The sequence below is a fragment of the Candidatus Symbiopectobacterium endolongispinus genome (genome assembly GCF_018777385.1).
GTDB lineage: Bacteria > Pseudomonadota > Gammaproteobacteria > Enterobacterales > Enterobacteriaceae > Symbiopectobacterium > Symbiopectobacterium endolongispinus.
In genome coordinates, this window is record NZ_JAFJYB010000003.1 from 86,880 (window position 1) to 102,671 (window position 15,792).

Below are 15,792 nucleotides of genomic sequence, written 5' to 3' on the forward strand. Positions count from 1 at the left end.
TTTTTAGACGGAAACACGCGATGCTCTACGGCTATACCGATCTGATTCTTGACGGGGTGCGCATGACGCTGCAATTAGCGGTGTGCTCGCTGCTGTTGGCGTTGGTCATTGGGCTTATTGGCGCAGGGGCCAAGCTCTCTGCCAATCGCCTGCTGTCTGGTTTTTTCTCCGCGTACACCACCCTGATCCGTGGCGTGCCGGATCTAGTGTTAATGTTATTGATTTTTTATGGCCTGCAAATTGCGCTCAACAGCGTGACGGAAACGCTCGGTGTCGCGCAAATCGATATCGATCCGCTCTCGGCGTGGATCATCACGCTCGGGTTTATCTACGGTGCGTATTTCACTGAAACCTTTCGCGGTTCCTATCTGGCTGTGCCGCCTGGGCAGATTGAAGCGGCCGTGGCCTATGGTTTTACGCCACTGAAGGTATTTCGTCGCATCATGTTTCTTTCCATAATGCGCTTTGCCTTGCCCGGTATCGGCAATAACTGGCAGGTGATCCTCAAGGCAACGGCGCTGGTGTCGCTGTTGGGGCTGAATGACATTGTTAAAGTGACCCAGTTAGCGGGCAAGGGGGCGCATGAACCGTTTTATTTCGCCATTGTCGCCGGGGTGATGTATCTGATTTTTACCACCGTCTCCAACGGGGTACTCTGGTTGCTGGAACTCCATTACTCGCAGGGCGTGAATAAGGTGAATTATGAGTGAGATCCTGCAACAGTATTGGCAACCTTTACTATGGAGTGATGGGTATCGTCTCACCGGCCTGGCAATGACGCTGTGGCTGCTGATTTCGTCGGTGGTGATGGGCGGACTGCTGGCGATTCCGCTGGCCATTGCCCGCGTTTCTCCACGGCGGCGTTTCAGTTTTCCGGTGTGGGCATTTACCTATGTGTTTCGCGGCACACCGCTTTACGTGCAGTTGCTGGTATTTTACTCCGGCGTTTACAGTCTGGAGATCGTGCGCGGCACTGACATGCTGAATGCGTTTTTCCGCAGTGGGCTGAACTGTGCGGTGCTGGCATTGGCATTGAACACCTGCGCCTATACTACAGAGATTTTTGCTGGTGCGATCCGTTCGGTGCCTCATGGCGAAATTGAAGCGGCCAGAGCTTACGGTTTTTCCCGGTTTAAACAGTATCGCTGCATTATTTTGCCCGGGGCGTTACGTATTGCACTGCCCGCGTACAGCAACGAGGTTATTTTGATGCTTCACTCCACGGCGCTGGCTGCGGCATATTCATACCCGTTCATCTCATTAACATCAGGAAAAAACAGCATGTCAGATCATAAACTGATGGTGACGGAACTGCATAAGCGTTACGGGGAACATGAAGTACTAAAGGGCGTTTCTCTTCAGGCGAAAGCGGGCGATGTAATTTCGATTATCGGGTCGTCAGGGTCAGGGAAAAGTACGCTGCTGCGCTGCATCAACTTTCTGGAAAAACCGTGCGAGGGGGCGATATTCGTCAACGATGAAGAGATTCGCATGGTGCGTGACACTGATGGACAACTGAAAGTATTTGATAAGAAACAACTGCAACTGCTACGCACGCGGTTGACCATGGTCTTTCAGTATTTCAACCTTTGGAGCTTTATGACCGCACTGGAAAATGTCATGGAAGCGCCAGTGCAGGTACTGGGATTGAGCAAAGCGGAAGCCCGCGAGCGTGCGGTGCGTTATCTGGATAAAGTGGGGATTACTGGCGAGGCACAGAATAAATACCCGTCCAATCTCTCCGGTGGGCAGCAGCAGCGAGTCTCCATTGCCCGTGCGCTGGCGATGGAACCGGAAGTGCTGCTGTTTGACGAACCCACGTCCGCGCTGGACCCTGAGCTGGTGGGGGAAGTGTTGCGTATCATGCAGCAACTGGCGGAAGAGGGCAAAACCATGGTGGTCGTCACCCATGAAATGGAATTTGCTCGTCACTTATCAAGCCATGTGATCTTTTTGCATCAGGGCGTGATCGAAGAAGAAGGTCCGCTAGATCGCGTATTTGGCAACTCGACGAGTCCCTGTTTGCAGCAGTTTCTCTCTGGTGCGTTGAAGTAACTGGTACCGTTATCAACAGGGCGTATTTTGCGATGTTCGACGATACACCCTGTGGCTATTTTTTCCCGGTGACTTCTTTGAGCGTGTCTTCCAGTTCGTAATAGCGAAAGCCGAATCCAGCGGCCTCCAGCCGATGTGGAATGGCGCGCTGTCCACCCAATACCAGTGTGGCGGCTTCTCCCATCAGCAGTTTGAGTGCAAATGCGGGCACGCGCATAAAATATGGGCGATCCAGCACGTGGGCCAGCATGGCGCAGAACTGCTCATTGCGTACAGGATAGGGGCAGTCATGTTAAAGGGGCCGCGTAGAATCGGGTTATCCAACAAGTAAAGAATGGCATTGACCATATCGTCGATATGAATCCACGGCATGTACTGTTTGCCCGAACCTAAGGGGCCACCCAGCCCGACGCGGGAGGGAGGCAGCATTTTTGCTAATGCACCGCCGCTAGCAGCCAGTACGATGCCCGTGCGCAGCAGGCAGACGCGTGTGCGATCGCTCTCCGCACTCAGCGCCAATTCCTCCCAGCGCGCACAGAGTTGATGGGTAAATTCGGGTGTCGGTGATTCATCTTCGGTGATTAATGCCGCCCCTTGATTGCCGTAATAACCGACTGCAGAACCGGAAATGAATACCGCTGGCGGCGAGGCGCTGGCTTTAATCAACGTAGCCAACTGCTCGGTAAGGTGCCAGCGACTCTCGCTCAGTTTCAGCTTTTGTTGCGGCGTTCAGCGTTTATCCGCAATCGGTTCTCCGGCCAGATTGATGACGGCGTCGATATCATCCCGTGAGGTGTGATTTTGCAGCGTTGACCAATACTCTACGCGCTCGCCGAGAACCTGACGTGCGTGCGCTGTATCGCGAGTGAGTACCGTGACATGGTGAGATAAAGACAGTAATCGAGCAATCAGGTGACGGCCAATCAGGCCGGTGCCGCCCGTAATCAGTAGTTGCATCGTTGCCTCACTTATTCCCTATCGGTTCTGATGGCGCTTTAAGGATGTAACCCAGGACGTGTCCGTATTTTTATCATGAATGCTAATGATAATAGGTGATTCTGCGCGAGATACCGTGACGATCAGGTAAAAAATCGCTGCATTTCAGTACGCCTCGCTGCCCTTGAGATTGGCAAAACCTGCTGCATTATAGGGCGAACTGCTGCAAAACAGCGCAGGTTGAATGACGGCTATTGTTGACTTACCTGCGCAATGTCAAGTTGTGTAAGGTCTTTTCGTCTTTGGTATACGCTTTGCACTGTGACTCCCATAGGTTATTTCTACGGGATAAACAACATGCAAACCAACAGTGCACAACCAGGATTAAAAAGGATGCTCGGCAGCTTCCATTTATGGGGCATTGCTGTCGGGTTGGTGATTTCCGGTGAGTATTTTGGTTGGAGCTACGGCTGGGCGCAGGCAGGCACGCTGGGCTTTTTGATCACCTCATTGTCGATTGAGGCCATGTATTGCGCCTTTATCTTCAGTTTCACGGAGCTGACTACCTCCATTCCCCACGCCGATGGGCCTTTTGCCTATGCCTACCGCGCTTTTGGCCCAACCGGGGGCTTTATTGCCGGTTTTGCCACGCTGATTGAATTTGTGTTTGCACCGCCGGCCATTTCCATGGCGATTGGTGCCTATCTCAATGTGCAGTTCCCGTCTATTGGACCACAAATGGGTGGCGGTCAGCGCCTATCTGATCTTTATGGGGCTAAATATTCTGGGGGTTGGCATTGCGGCTACCTTTGAACTGTTAGTCACCTTACTGGCGATTTTCGAACTGCTAGTGTTTATGGGGGTGGTAGCACCTGGATTCGAATTGGCAAACTTTGCTCGTGGCGGTTGGGCGGGGATGGACAGTTTCAGTCCGGTTGCCTTATCCGGTATTTTTGCCGCCATTCCCTTTGCTATCTGGTTCTTTCTCGCCATTGAGTGGGCGGCAATGGCCGCTGAAGAAGCGAAAGATCCTAAACGCACCATTCCTCGCGCCTTTGTCGGTGGCATACTGACCTTAAGCTTGCTGGCAATGGGGGTGATGCTGTTTGCCGGCGGGGTGGGGGATTGGACGCAGCTTTCTAATATCAATGACCCGCTGCCTCAGGCAATGAAAATGATTGTCGGCAGCAACAGCGGTTGGCTGCACATGTTAGTGTGGCTCGGGTTGTTTGGCCTGGTGGCCTCATTCCATGGCATAATCATGGGCTATTCGCGTCAGATCTTTGCCCTGGGGCGCGCGGGGTATCTCCCCGCTTCGCTGGCGCGAGTCCATCCGCGTTTTCGTACGCCGCACCGCGCCATTCTGGCGGGCGGTGTCGTTGGGATTGCCGCCATTTTCTCCGATTCGTTCGCCACCATCGGCGGGCTGCCGCTGACGGCAAATATCGTCACCATGTCGGTATTCGGTGCGATAGTCATGTACATTACGTCGATGGCTGCCTTGTTTAAACTGCGTCGCAGTGAACCGGCGCTCAGTCGTCCGTTCCGTGCGCCCTGGTATCCGTTTGCCCAGGCATTTGCGCTGGTGATGGCGGTGATTTGTTTGGTTGCTATGGTGTATTACAACACGTTACTGGCGCTGATTTTTACTGCCATGATGTTGCTGGGATACGGCTGGTTTCGGGCAACCCGCAGTGCGCGCGAGTCCGCAGTATTCGATCCCCAATTGACGGCATCCAAATAGCAGGCGAGGAGGGGTATGTATCACACGACACTGGGGCACCAGCGTTACACCTTTGATTCTCTGCGTACGCTATTGGCCAAAGCGTCACCGGCACGTTCCGGTGACTATTTGGCGGGCGTGGCGGCCCTGAGCGCTGAAGAGCGTATGGCGGCGCGTATGGCGCTGGCCGCAGACCTTTTTGCAGGACCTCTTGATTCCCTATGAGCAGGATGAGGTTACGCGACTGATTGTTGATAGCCACGATAAGCAGACGTTTGAACCCATTTCACATTTGACCGTGGGGGATTTTCGCAACTGGCTATTGAGCGACACCACCAGTAGTGAACTGTTGACGCGCGTTGCACCGGGTATCAAGCCGGAAATGGCGGCAGCGGTGAGTAAGCTGATGCGCAATCAGGATTTGATCCTGACGGCAAAAAAATGTCGTGTCGTCACGCGCTTTCGTAACACGATTGGTTTGCCGGGGCATCTCAGCGTGCGCTTGCAGCCGAACCACCCTACCGATGATTTGAAAGGCATTGCCGCCAGCATGCTTGATGGCTTGCTGTATGGCAGTGGCGATGCGGTGATTGGTATTAACCCAGCCAGTGACAGCCTGCCGCTGCTGGAACAGCTGAATTACATGCTTGATGATGTCATTCACCGCTTTGAGATCCCTACGCAGTCCTGCGTGCTGACGCATGTCACCAACACGTTGAAACTGATTGAGCGTGGGGCACCGGTGGGTTTGGTGTTTCAGTCGATCGCCGGTACCGAAGCCACCAATGCCAGCTTTGGCTTCAATCTGGCGACACTGGAAGAAGCACATCAGGCGGCATTGAGTTTACAGCGTGGCACGTTGGGCTGTGACGTGTGCTACACCAACCACGCTGAAGCGGATCAGGACGATATGGATACGTTGCTGACGCTGTTGGCCTCCGCCGGATTAACATACCTGATGGGCATTCCGGGCGCGGATGACATCATGCTTAACTATCAGAGCACCTCGTTTCATGATGCGCTGTATGTGCGTGAACTACTGGGATTGAAGCACGCGCCGGAGTTTGGTGAATGGCTGGCACGTATGAAGATTCTCGATACCCAGGGGCGACTGTGTGATGCCCGCCGTCAGCATCCGTTGCTGCAACATCAGCCTTATCTGGAGGGGAGCGTATGAAGGACCTCGTTCACGCCAACCCGTGGGAAATGCTGCGAGAATACACGGCAGCGCGCATTGCCTTGGGGCGCACCGGCGCAAGCCTGCCCACCGAAGAATTGCTGAAATTCGGCCTGGCACATGCGCAGGCGCGGGATGCGGTGCATCAGGCGTTTGACAGTGAACCCCTTGTAGAGGCGTTGGCGGCGCAAGGGCTGAAAACCTTTATCGTGCACAGCGCTGCAACGTCGCGCGAGCAGTATCTTTGTCGACCTGATTTGGGACGGCGTTTGTCGGAGACCAGCCGTGAGGCGTTGATGGCGCTGCGTCAACCGCCAGCCGATTTGCTGATCGTAGTGGCTGATGGTCTCTCGTCCAAGGCGGTGCATCGTCAGGCGGTGCCGCTCATTACTCAGGCGCGTCCTTATCTGGATCAACTCGGTTTGTCGCCGGCACCGGTGGTTCTGGCGCATCAGTCGCGTGTGGCGCTGGGCGATGACATTGGCGAGTGTCTGCAGGCCAAAGCGGTGGCGATCCTGATCGGCGAGCGCCCAGGTTTGTCATCACCGGACAGTCTGAGTATTTATTTAACCTGGGGGCCTCATACGCGCCGTTTGGAATCGGAGCGTAATTGCATTTCCAATATTCGTCCGGAAGGGCTGGATTATCCGCAGGTCGCGTTTAAATGGGCCTGGCTGCTGGAGCAAGCGTTTCAACGCCGGCTGTCGGGGGTTGCGCTGAAATATGAGAGCGATAACCCGGCGATGCACGGCAAGATTCACCCACCTACCGTAGGGCATTTGACAACACCATGATGGTGACTCGCCTTCCACTGCGCGCTGCATCGTGCAAAAGGGGCGAGATTGTTCAATTTGCTTTTATCCGCGTGTCCCTGACACGGATTCTGCAACTCAGGATCGTACTGAACAGGGAGTGTTCAGTACGTTTTTTTATACGGTGCTTACCGTTGGTTTAGCGGTGGTCTTTATCATATATCCCTCCGATCTCGGATGTGTGTAATCGTGCGACACCCACCTGCCAAATGAAAAAAAGGACAAGAGTTGAATACGGTAATTTTGTTACACTTTGCCGTATTGCGACGTATTTTTTCGGGGATCACGATGAAGTTGATGTTTGCCTCAGATATTCACGGCTCGCTAACGGCGACGGAGCTGGTACTCGATATTTTTACCCGCAGCGGCGCCGAGTGGCTGATTCTTTTGGGGGATTTCCTCAATCACGGCCCGCGCAATCCACTGCCGGAGGCTTATCAGCCTGCCGATGTGGCGAGCCGATTGAATGCGTTTGCCCGTCAAATTGTGGCGGTACGCGGTAACTGTGATAGCGAAGTGGATCAGATGCTGCTCGACTTTCCGATCACGGCACCGTGGCAGCAGGTGCTGTTGCCGCAGCAGCGTCTTTTCCTGACGCACGGTCATCTCTACCATCCTCAGCATCTTCAGTCGTTGCAGGCAGGCGATGTGCTGGTGTATGGGCACACCCACCTTCCCGTGGCTGAGCGTCAGTGGGAGATCTAATGCTTTAATCCGGGCTCTGTCAGCTTGCCAAATGGGGGCAATGTGCCCAGCTATGGTATGTTGTCGCAAGGGGAGCTCCAAGTTTTACCGTTAATGGGTGGCGAGCCTATTGCACAGGTGACTATTAGTCACTAAGTTATCAACGATCTTGCACGACTAACGCTTAGTACGTTTAAAACAGACGCGCGTCGCAACGCGCCAATACTGAAGGATTCAGAGGATGGTGGAGCAAAGTCAAGCGGCAGGGACCGAGTGGGTGGATATTGTTGACGAGAACAATGACGTTATCGCCCAGGCCAGCCGCCAACAAATGCGCGCTCAACGTTTACGTCACCGCGCCACCTATATCGTTGTTCATGACGGCATGGGAAAAATACTGGTTCAACGCCGTACCGAAACAAAAGATTTCTACCCTGGTTGGTTGGATGCGACAGCCGGGGGAGTAGTGCAAACCGGCGAGCACATGCTCGAGTCGGCCCGTCGTGAAGCGGAAGAGGAACTGGGCATTGCCGGTGTGCCTTTCGCCGATCATGGCCTGTTCTATTTTGACGGTGACAATTGTCGTGTCTGGGGGGCGTTATTTAGTTGCGTTACCCACGGCCCGTTTGCCTTGCAGGAAGAGGAAGTGGCTGAGGTGTGCTGGATGACACCGCAGGAGGTCACGGCACGCTGCGATGAGTTTACGCCGGATTCGCTCAAAGCCCTGTCGCTGTGGATGAGCCGTTACAACGAGCAAAGCTACGGCAAACCCATTACGCGTGACCCAGTGAAAACCGATGATGGGGTTGCCGCATCGGACGACGCTGAAGAGTAATTGGATTAGGCTGTGCTGCGGGCTACCAGTGGTGGCCCGCAGCCACAGACCATTATGCGGTAACGACAGCCTGTCGCGAGCCGGGACACACCAGTTGACGGCTCTTGATGTGGTACATCTCCAGATCCTCACGTAGGAAGAATGCCATCTCCCACGGATTTTTGTGAATGAACGCCCCGCGTACCTGTTCGAACAGCGGATTGTGTGGCGGGATCAGATAGGCATCGCCCTCAATCAAGGTGTAGTTCCACTCAATAGCGCGTTCAAAGGTGTAGTGTGAGCGCTCATCCATCGCAAAGAAACAGTGTGGGTTGTGTTTGAGTTGCCGGGATTTGAACGTCTCAGGGAAGGTGATAAGAAACACATCATTGTCCACCGAAGAGAGAAACGCCAGAACCGTGGTATGGGGTGCCATGGTGACCAGCACGCCTACCTTGTTTGTGAAATCATGGTGTTCCGTCTCTGGCAACGCATTCAGTGGCGTAAACGCCACCGCGCGTTCTTCCCGTGTATCCTGAGGATAGCGATAGTCTGGTGCGCGGATATCTAGTACGCAGCTAAGCCCATACATCACCTGACACTCACGCGGCTCCAGCAGCACCCAATCTTCATCCACCTCCGCCACGCGCCCTTTGTAAGAGGCGCGATAAACGGAAATATTGGCATCAAATTGATCCACCCCGGTGCGATTATCAAGATGCAGCGTGGCGAAATCACCGACGGCCAGCGCGTGGCCTTTAGGGAAGAAAACCCGCAGTGCATTGTTAGTGCGCGGGTAGACGCCGCAAATGTGCATCACCACCTTTCCCTGCTGGTAGCAGGCTAAAACCCCCAGCGTCTGCTTGCCGAGATAGTGAACCAGATTCATGCTGTGCGTTCCTTACGAAGTGAATAGCGAAGTGCTAATATGTTGTTTTTCTGTTTGTTTCGAGATTATTTGTCTGCGTGTACGCTGTCAATAGACCTTGCCATGAAAACAGACAGGCCGATAATCATCGGGTTACACTAGATATATCGGTCAAATAAAAGGAAATATTATGCTGGTTATCTGGGGAAGGAAAACCTCATCCAATGTGCAAGCGTTGATGTGGTGCGTCGGTGAGCTTGGCTTGCAGTTTGTCAAACATGATGTAGGACACCGATACGGAGGAACCGATACAGCGGCGCTCAACCCTAACCGCACCGTTCCCGTGCTTCAGGATGGGGATAATCCACCGCTGTGGGAAACGGGCGCTATCCTGCGATATTTAGCGAACCGCTACGCAACGGTCGGTTTCTGGCCCGAGGATTTATTAGCAAGAACGGAAGTGGAACGCTGGGCTGAATGGGCAAAATTGAATATTGCGCTTGGATTTACTGCCCCTGTGTTTTGGCGTGTGGTGCGTACACCAGAGGCTGAGCGTGACCTTCGTGCGATCGATACTGCTGTTAACGCTTTTGAGCAAAAGCTCGACATCGCCGAGCAGCAGCTTGCCAGACACCCATTTTTAGCCGGGGATGCATTTTCACTGGCTGATATTCAGTTTGGCCATGTGCTGTATCGTTACTACGATATTGGGATCAATCGTAAGCCTTTACCGCATCTACGCGCTTACTATGCAAAAATAATGCAACGCCCAGCCTTTCAAGAACATGTGATGGTGTCCTACGACGAATTGCGTGCGTGAGCGGAATTGACGTAAAAAAAATCCCCCCGCAACCTGCGTTGTGAGGGGATGGGGACTGAAGTGGTAGTACGCCACTTCAGTGGGTTACCCGAGATTATTGCTGGGTAGCCTGAATAGCAGTCAGTGCAACGGTATAAACGATATCGTCTACCAGCGCGCCACGGGACAGATCGTTCACCGGTTTGCACATGCCTTGCAGCATCGGCCCGATGGAGATCAGGTCAGCAGAACGTTGTACCGCTTTGTACGTGGTGTTACCGGTGTTCAGATCCGGGAAGATGAACACGGTAGCTTGACCCGCAACCGGAGAATTCGGCGCTTTGGATTTCGCTACGTCGGCCATTACTGCGGCGTCGTATTGCAGCGGACCGTCGATCACCAGATCCGGGCGTTTTTCCTGTGCTAGACGGGTTGCTTCACGCACTTTTTCCACGTAGCTGCCCGCACCAGAGTTACCGGTGGAGTAGGAGATCATGGCAACGCGCGGATCGATACCAAATGCTGCGGCGGAATCGGCGGACTGAATCGCAATTTCGGCCAGTTGCTCTGCGGTCGGATCCGGGTTGATGGCGCAGTCACCGTAGACAAACACTTGTTCCGGCAGCAGCATAAAGAACACGGAAGAAACCAGTGAACTGCCCGGAGAGGTTTTGATCAACTGCAACGGCGGACGGATGGTGTTAGCGGTAGTGTGAACGGCACCGGAAACCAGACCGTCAACTTCGCCTTGTTCCAACATCAGGGTGCCCAGCACCACGTTGTCTTCCAGTTGCTCACGCGCAACCACTTCGGTCATGCCTTTGCTCTTACGCAGCTCAACCAGACGTGGAACATAGCGTTCGCGAACGGCATCCGGATCGACGATTTCGATGCCTTTGCCCAGTTCAACACCCTGTGCAGCAGCAACGCGTTGGATCTCTTCCGGGTTACCCAGCAGTACGCAATGCGCAATACCACGTTCGGCACAGATAGAGGCGGCCTTCACGGTACGCGGTTCGTCGCCTTCCGGCAGCACAACGCGTTTGCCTGCCTGGCGTGCCAGTTCGGTCAACTGATAGCGGAATGCCGGTGGAGACAGACGGCGAGAACGCTCGGATGCGGCGCTCAGGGATTCGATCCACTGGCTATCGATGTGGCGAGCCACGTAGTCTTGGACTTTCTCAACGCGTTCGCTGTCGTCAGCCGGAACTTCCAGGCTGAAGCTTTGCAGGCTGAGTGAGGTCTGCCAGGTGTTGGTGTTCAACATAAATACTGGCAGGCCAGTCTGGAAGGCGCGTTCGCACAGTTTGGCGATGCTGGCATCGATTTCATAACCGCCGGTCAGCAGCACGGCACCGATTTCAAAGCCGTTCATGGCAGCCAGACAAGCGGAGACCAATACGTCAGGACGATCCGCAGAGGTTACCAGCAGGGAGCCAGGACGGAAATGTTCCAACATGTGCGGAATGCTGCTCGCGCAGAAGGTCACGGTTTTCACACGACGGGTCTGAATTTCGCCTTCGTTGATGATGCGGGCATTCAGGTGTTTTGCCATGTCGATCGCGCGAGTAGCGATCAGATCGAAGCTCCACGGCACGCAGCCCAATACCGGCAGCGGGCTGTTGGCAAACAGTTGTTTCGGATCGACGTTCGGCACGTCTGCTTTGCTGGAATCGTCGAAGATTTCAGACAAATCAGGACGGGTACGACCTTGCTCATCCACCGGAGCGTTCAGCTTGTTGATGATAACGCCGGTGATGTTTTTGTTCTTGCTGCCGCCAAAGCTGCTGCGAGCCAGTTCGATGCGCTCTTTCAACTGGTCCGGAGAGTCGTTGCCCAGTGCGATAACGAACACGATTTCGGCGTTCAGGGTTTTAGCGATTTCATAGTTCAGCGCGTTGGCAAACTGATGTTTGCGCGTCGGCACCAGACCTTCTACCAACACCACTTCTGCATCTTTGGTATTTTCGTGGTAGTTGGCGATGATTTCTTCCATCAGCACGTCTTGCTGGTTGGAACTGAGTAGCTCTTCAACGTGGCTCATTTTCAACGGTTCAGCCGCAGTGATGGCTGAGTTGGCGCGGATTATGGTGGTGGTCTGGTCCAGCGTATTGTCGCCAGAACGCGGCTGCGCGATCGGTTTGAACACGCTCATGCGCACGCCTTTTTGTTCCATGGAACGAATGACACCCAGGCTGACGCTTGTCAGACCAACGCTGGTGCCAGTGGGGATCAACATGATTGTACGGGACACGGCTAAACCTCTTTACGGTTGCTCGCTGAGTCAAAAACAGCTTGGTCAGAAACGACACCGTCAGCCTTGGCTGACGGTGTGGGATTACTTGTCTTACGCGGTGAGACGCAGGGCGTCTTGCGCGATAACCAACTCTTCGTTGGTCGGGATTACCAGCGCAGGGCGGCAGCCCTCTTTGCTGATGTTGCCGCCGTTGCCGAAGCGAGCAGCCAGGTTGCGTTCGTGGTCGACTTCAAAGCCCAGCAGGCCCAGTTTGTTCAGCGTCAGTTCACGTACCATGGCAGCGTTTTCACCGATACCACCGGTGAAGATAACGGCGTCCAGACGGCCTTCCATCAGCGCACTGTAGGCACCGATGTATTTAGCCAGACGGTGGCAATACACGTCCATGGCACGTTTGGCATCCGCCTTGGTGGTGTAGTTGTCTTCAACATAGCGACAGTCGCTGGTGACTTCAGTCAGGCCCAGCAGGCCAGATTCTTTGGTCAGCAGCTTGTTGATAGCCTCAACGCTCATGCCCAGGGAATCGTGCAGGTGGAAGATGATTGCCGGGTCGATGTCACCGCTACGGGTACCCATGACCAAACCTTCCTGCGGGGTCAGACCCATGGAGGTATCGACACACTTACCGTTACGCACTGCGGTTACGGAACCGCCGTTGCCCAGGTGGCAAGTGATCAGGTTAACTTCGTCAACCGGCTTGTTCAGAGCTTCTGCGGCCTGTTGAGTCACAAAGAAGTGGCTGGTGCCGTGTGCGCCATAGCGGCGAACGTGATGCTCGGAGTACAGTTTGTACGGCAGGGCATACAGGTAGGATTCTTCCGGCATGGTCTGGTGGAATGCGGTGTCGAATACGGCAACGTTTTTGTCTGCCAGCGCCGGGAAGGATTTCAGCGCTTCGTCGATGCCAATCAGGTGAGCCGGGTTGTGCAACGGTGCGAAAGGCACGGAATCTTTTATGCCTTGCGGTACGCCGTCGTTGATCACGGCAGACTGGGTGAATTTCTCGCCGCCGTGTACGATACGGTGACCGATAGCAACCAGTTGCGCGGAGAGTTCCGGTTTCTGTGCCAGAATGGTGTTAACGATGAAGTTCAACGCTTCGCTATGTGCAGCGCCTGCGCCCAGCGCAGTTTCCTGCTTGGCACCATCCATTTTCCACTTGAGACGGGCTTCAGGAAGGTGGAAACACTCGGCCAGACCTGACAGGTACTCTTCCCCGTTAACAGCATCGATGATCGCGAACTTCAGGGATGAACTACCGCAGTTAAGAACCAGTACTAACTTACTCGACATGGAAGTACCTACTTGTTATACATGGTGAACAAATGTCAAACAGCGCGTAGCGTAGCCTAAACAGCCGCTGACATTTATGACTAACGTCATGGCACGGTGTGATTTCCCTGACATGACCATGAAAAAGCGCCGATATGGCCTATCCGCATAGCATACTGGATGCACGGCGTGCGAAGATGACATATCGGCCCTGAAAAGCATGTGGCGAAAAATAAGGCGATAAATGTCGCGCCCGCACCAATGGTCCCCTGTTTTTTGCCTATGCTTTAGTTAATACAGTTGAAAACGGCATTCATCATCAAGCACGATGGTGAAAGGATCGTTATTCTGGCATGCAGCATGACCACGTTGGTTTAGTGACATGACTACTTTAGTATAGATGGCGACAGTATAGATGGCGACCTACGCCGAGGTAGGATACCGATAGCGTCAGGCAAACACAAAATATATTTTAAGTTTATCAAATAGAGTTGCTGGCTTGTTTTAGGATTTTATTTTTTATCTGTTATTTTGATGGTGCAATTGAAAATGGTAATAACTGAAACGGTAACAAAGGAGTCGCCATGAAATCTAAACCAACTGATAAACGCGGGGGATGGCGTGTACTCCATTACGGGCAGCATTATATGAAAACCTGGCCGCTGGATAAACGTCTGGCGCCTGTTTTCCCTGAAAACCGTGTGGTGCGTGCTACGCAGTTCGGTATTCGCTTTATGCCGCCGCTGGCCGTGTTCACCTTAACCTGGCAGATTGCGCTGGGGGGCCAACTGGGGCCAGCAGTTGCGACCGCACTGTTTGCTTGTAGTCTGCCGTTACAGGGGCTGTGGTGGCTAGGCCGCCGCTCGGTATCGCCGTTACCACCAACGCTTTCCGAATGGTTTCACGATCTTCGCCTTAAACTGCAAGAGGCTGGGATGGCGCTGGCACCGATTGAAGGTAAACCCACTTACCAGATGCTGGCCGACGTACTGAAACGTGCCTTTAAACAGCTGGACAAAACCTTTTTAGACGATCTGTGACCGTTTTCACCCTTTGCGTGTGAATAGCATTATTTTGTCCTTCCCCTCTGTTTTAAATCAAAAAACCGGAGGCTAGCGCTATCTCCCCACTTTTTAGTATGCGATTCTGGTATCAGGTTAAACGAGTCAGCGGCGTCAGGCCGGTACTATAGAGGTTCAGGAGAGCACGATGGAAATGACGAATGCCCAGAGATTGATCCTTTCGAATCAATACAAAATGATGACGATGATGGATCCGGACAATGCAGAACGCTATCGTCGGCTGCAAACCATCGTCGAGCGCGGCTATGGGCTGCAAATGCGTGAGTTGGATCGGGAATTTGGCAAACTCAGTGAAGACGTGTGCCGCACCATCATTAATATCATGGAAATGCACCACGCCTTGCAGGTTTCCTGGGATAACCTGAAAGACCGCAAGGATCTGGATCAGCGTCGCTTGGCCTTTTTGGGCTTTGATGCCGCTACCGAAGCGCGCTATCTCGGCTTTGTTCGTTTCATGGTGCATGTGGAAGGGCGTTACCCGCATTTCGATTCCGGTACTCACGGCTTCAACGCACAGACTAAAATGTGGGAAAAATACAACCGCATGCTGGCAGTGTGGGTGTCCTGTCCGCGTCAGTATCATTTAAGCGCCGTAGAGATTGCGCAAATCATCAATGCCTGAACCGGTGAAATAAAACAAAGAGGTGGTTGTGGAGTGTAAAGGTTTCCTGTTTGATTTAGATGGTACGTTGGTGGATTCACTACCAGCCGTGGAGCGTGCCTGGGTTAATTGGGCGGTTGCCCATGATATCGCCCCCCAGGAGGTGCTTGATTTTATCCATGGCAAACTGGCGATCACCTCGCTGCGCCACTTTTTGCAGGGTAAAAGCGAAGCAGAGATCCAGCGTGAGTTTGATGAACTGGAGCGCACCGAAGCGTCTGACACGCAGGGCGTGCAGGCGATGCCGGGCGCAAGCCAACTCCTTGAACGTCTTAACGCACTCGGCATTCACTGGGCTATCGTGACAATCAGGCACCGTACCTATCGCCCATGCGCGCCATCGTGCCGGGCAATTGCCGCAGCCGCAGGTGTTTATCACCGCCGAACAGGTGGCTCGCGGTAAGCCTCAGCCGGATGCTTACCTGCTGGGTGCTGCAAGCCTGGGTCTGGAACCGCATGAGTGCGTGGTGGTAGAAGATGCGCCTGCCGGATTGGAATTCGGATTAGCGGCAAGTTGTCAGGTGATTGCCGTTAATGCCCCGGTGGATACCTTGGCGTTAGAGGACGTTGATATGGTTCTGACATCGCTAACGCAACTGACCCTGACGCCTACGCCGAACGGTGTGCAGGTGAGTAAGCTAACCGATTGATA

10 protein-coding genes and 6 pseudogenes are annotated in these 15,792 nt (G+C 53.8%); 12 read left to right on the top strand and 4 right to left on the bottom strand.

The features are described from left to right. Nucleotides 1-20 precede the first annotated feature (20 nt). The 3 genes and pseudogenes from hisQ (at nucleotide 21) to hisP (ending at nucleotide 2,055) form a co-directional block, all read left to right on the top strand. Entirely contained in the window at nucleotides 21-710 is a 690-nt protein-coding gene (gene hisQ, locus JZM30_RS11945) for a histidine ABC transporter permease HisQ (protein ID WP_252318924.1), read from the top strand. Continuing rightward, nucleotides 703-1,251 (top strand): annotated as a pseudogene (hisM, locus tag JZM30_RS11950) (histidine ABC transporter permease HisM); the annotation flags it as partial. The gene hisQ and the pseudogene hisM, both read left to right, overlap by 8 nt. Before the next feature lie 30 nt (nucleotides 1,252-1,281). Continuing rightward, nucleotides 1,282-2,055, top strand: coding sequence for a histidine ABC transporter ATP-binding protein HisP (hisP, locus tag JZM30_RS11955; RefSeq protein ID WP_252319652.1), 774 nt, complete (start codon nucleotides 1,282-1,284; stop codon nucleotides 2,053-2,055). A 55-nt stretch (nucleotides 2,056-2,110) separates the two neighbouring features. On the opposite strand, the pseudogene JZM30_RS11960 reads toward hisP, so the two are convergent. Continuing rightward, a pseudogene (locus JZM30_RS11960) lies at nucleotides 2,111-3,012 on the bottom strand (TIGR01777 family oxidoreductase). A gap of 336 nt (nucleotides 3,013-3,348) precedes the next feature. Between JZM30_RS11960 and eat the strand changes: the two are divergent. The 5 genes and pseudogenes from eat (at nucleotide 3,349) to yfcD (ending at nucleotide 8,222) form a co-directional block, all read left to right on the top strand. Then, nucleotides 3,349-4,735 (top strand): annotated as a pseudogene (gene eat, locus JZM30_RS11965) (ethanolamine permease). Between the two features lie 15 nt (nucleotides 4,736-4,750). Further along, nucleotides 4,751-5,891 (top strand): annotated as a pseudogene (gene eutB / locus JZM30_RS11970) (ethanolamine ammonia-lyase subunit EutB). Beyond that, nucleotides 5,888-6,685, top strand: coding sequence for an ethanolamine ammonia-lyase subunit EutC (gene eutC / locus JZM30_RS11975; protein ID WP_252318926.1), 798 nt, complete (start codon nucleotides 5,888-5,890; stop codon nucleotides 6,683-6,685). Before eutB ends, eutC begins: the two are co-directional and overlap by 4 nt. Before the next feature lie 306 nt (nucleotides 6,686-6,991). Next, nucleotides 6,992-7,543, top strand: a pseudogene (gene yfcE, locus JZM30_RS11980) (phosphodiesterase). 85 nt (nucleotides 7,544-7,628) lie between these two features. Next, a complete protein-coding gene (yfcD, locus tag JZM30_RS11985) occupies nucleotides 7,629-8,222 on the top strand; it encodes an NUDIX hydrolase YfcD (protein WP_252318928.1) in 594 nt (197 codons plus the stop codon). Nucleotides 8,223-8,274: 52 nt separating this feature from the next. On the opposite strand, the gene JZM30_RS11990 is transcribed toward yfcD, so the two are convergent. After that, nucleotides 8,275-9,090, bottom strand: a complete 816-nt coding sequence (locus JZM30_RS11990; protein WP_252318929.1) for a hypothetical protein — start codon at nucleotides 9,088-9,090, stop codon at nucleotides 8,275-8,277. A 169-nt stretch (nucleotides 9,091-9,259) separates the two neighbouring features. On the opposite strand from JZM30_RS11990, the gene JZM30_RS11995 reads away from it, so the two are divergent. Further along, nucleotides 9,260-9,889: a glutathione S-transferase family protein gene (locus JZM30_RS11995; protein WP_252318931.1), complete on the top strand. Its 630-nt coding sequence runs from the start codon at nucleotides 9,260-9,262 to the stop codon at nucleotides 9,887-9,889. 94 nt (nucleotides 9,890-9,983) lie between these two features. On the opposite strand, the gene pta is transcribed toward JZM30_RS11995, so the two are convergent. Together pta and ackA are read right to left on the bottom strand one after the other, a co-directional pair. After that, nucleotides 9,984-12,122, bottom strand: coding sequence for a phosphate acetyltransferase (gene pta, locus JZM30_RS12000; protein WP_252318932.1), 2,139 nt, complete (start codon nucleotides 12,120-12,122; stop codon nucleotides 9,984-9,986). Nucleotides 12,123-12,215: 93 nt separating this feature from the next. Continuing rightward, nucleotides 12,216-13,418, bottom strand: a complete 1,203-nt coding sequence (ackA, locus tag JZM30_RS12005; RefSeq protein ID WP_252318934.1) for an acetate kinase — start codon at nucleotides 13,416-13,418, stop codon at nucleotides 12,216-12,218. Between the two features lie 563 nt (nucleotides 13,419-13,981). Between ackA and yfbV the strand changes: the two genes are divergently transcribed. The 3 genes and pseudogenes from yfbV (at nucleotide 13,982) to JZM30_RS12020 (ending at nucleotide 15,790) form a co-directional block, all read left to right on the top strand. Continuing rightward, nucleotides 13,982-14,437, top strand: coding sequence for a terminus macrodomain insulation protein YfbV (gene yfbV / locus JZM30_RS12010; RefSeq protein ID WP_252318935.1), 456 nt, complete (start codon nucleotides 13,982-13,984; stop codon nucleotides 14,435-14,437). Nucleotides 14,438-14,606: 169 nt separating this feature from the next. Then, nucleotides 14,607-15,101, top strand: coding sequence for a YfbU family protein (locus JZM30_RS12015; RefSeq protein ID WP_252318936.1), 495 nt, complete (start codon nucleotides 14,607-14,609; stop codon nucleotides 15,099-15,101). A gap of 28 nt (nucleotides 15,102-15,129) precedes the next feature. After that, nucleotides 15,130-15,790, top strand: a pseudogene (locus JZM30_RS12020) (sugar phosphatase). Nucleotides 15,791-15,792: the final 2 nt, after the last annotated feature.

Excerpts from the sequence above, each read along its gene's own strand:
- hisQ (WP_252318924.1), top strand. The coding sequence starts at position 21 with ATGCTCTACGGCTATACCGATCTGATTCTTGACGGGGTGCGCATGACG.
- hisP (WP_252319652.1), top strand. The coding sequence starts at position 1,282 with ATGTCAGATCATAAACTGATGGTGACGGAACTGCATAAGCGTTACGGG.
- eutC (WP_252318926.1), top strand. The coding sequence starts at position 5,888 with ATGAAGGACCTCGTTCACGCCAACCCGTGGGAAATGCTGCGAGAATAC.
- yfcD (WP_252318928.1), top strand. The coding sequence starts at position 7,629 with ATGGTGGAGCAAAGTCAAGCGGCAGGGACCGAGTGGGTGGATATTGTT.
- JZM30_RS11990 (WP_252318929.1), bottom strand. The coding sequence starts at position 9,090 with ATGAATCTGGTTCACTATCTCGGCAAGCAGACGCTGGGGGTTTTAGCC.
- JZM30_RS11995 (WP_252318931.1), top strand. The coding sequence starts at position 9,260 with ATGCTGGTTATCTGGGGAAGGAAAACCTCATCCAATGTGCAAGCGTTG.
- ackA (WP_252318934.1), bottom strand. The coding sequence starts at position 13,418 with ATGTCGAGTAAGTTAGTACTGGTTCTTAACTGCGGTAGTTCATCCCTG.
- yfbV (WP_252318935.1), top strand. The coding sequence starts at position 13,982 with ATGAAATCTAAACCAACTGATAAACGCGGGGGATGGCGTGTACTCCAT.
- JZM30_RS12015 (WP_252318936.1), top strand. The coding sequence starts at position 14,607 with ATGGAAATGACGAATGCCCAGAGATTGATCCTTTCGAATCAATACAAA.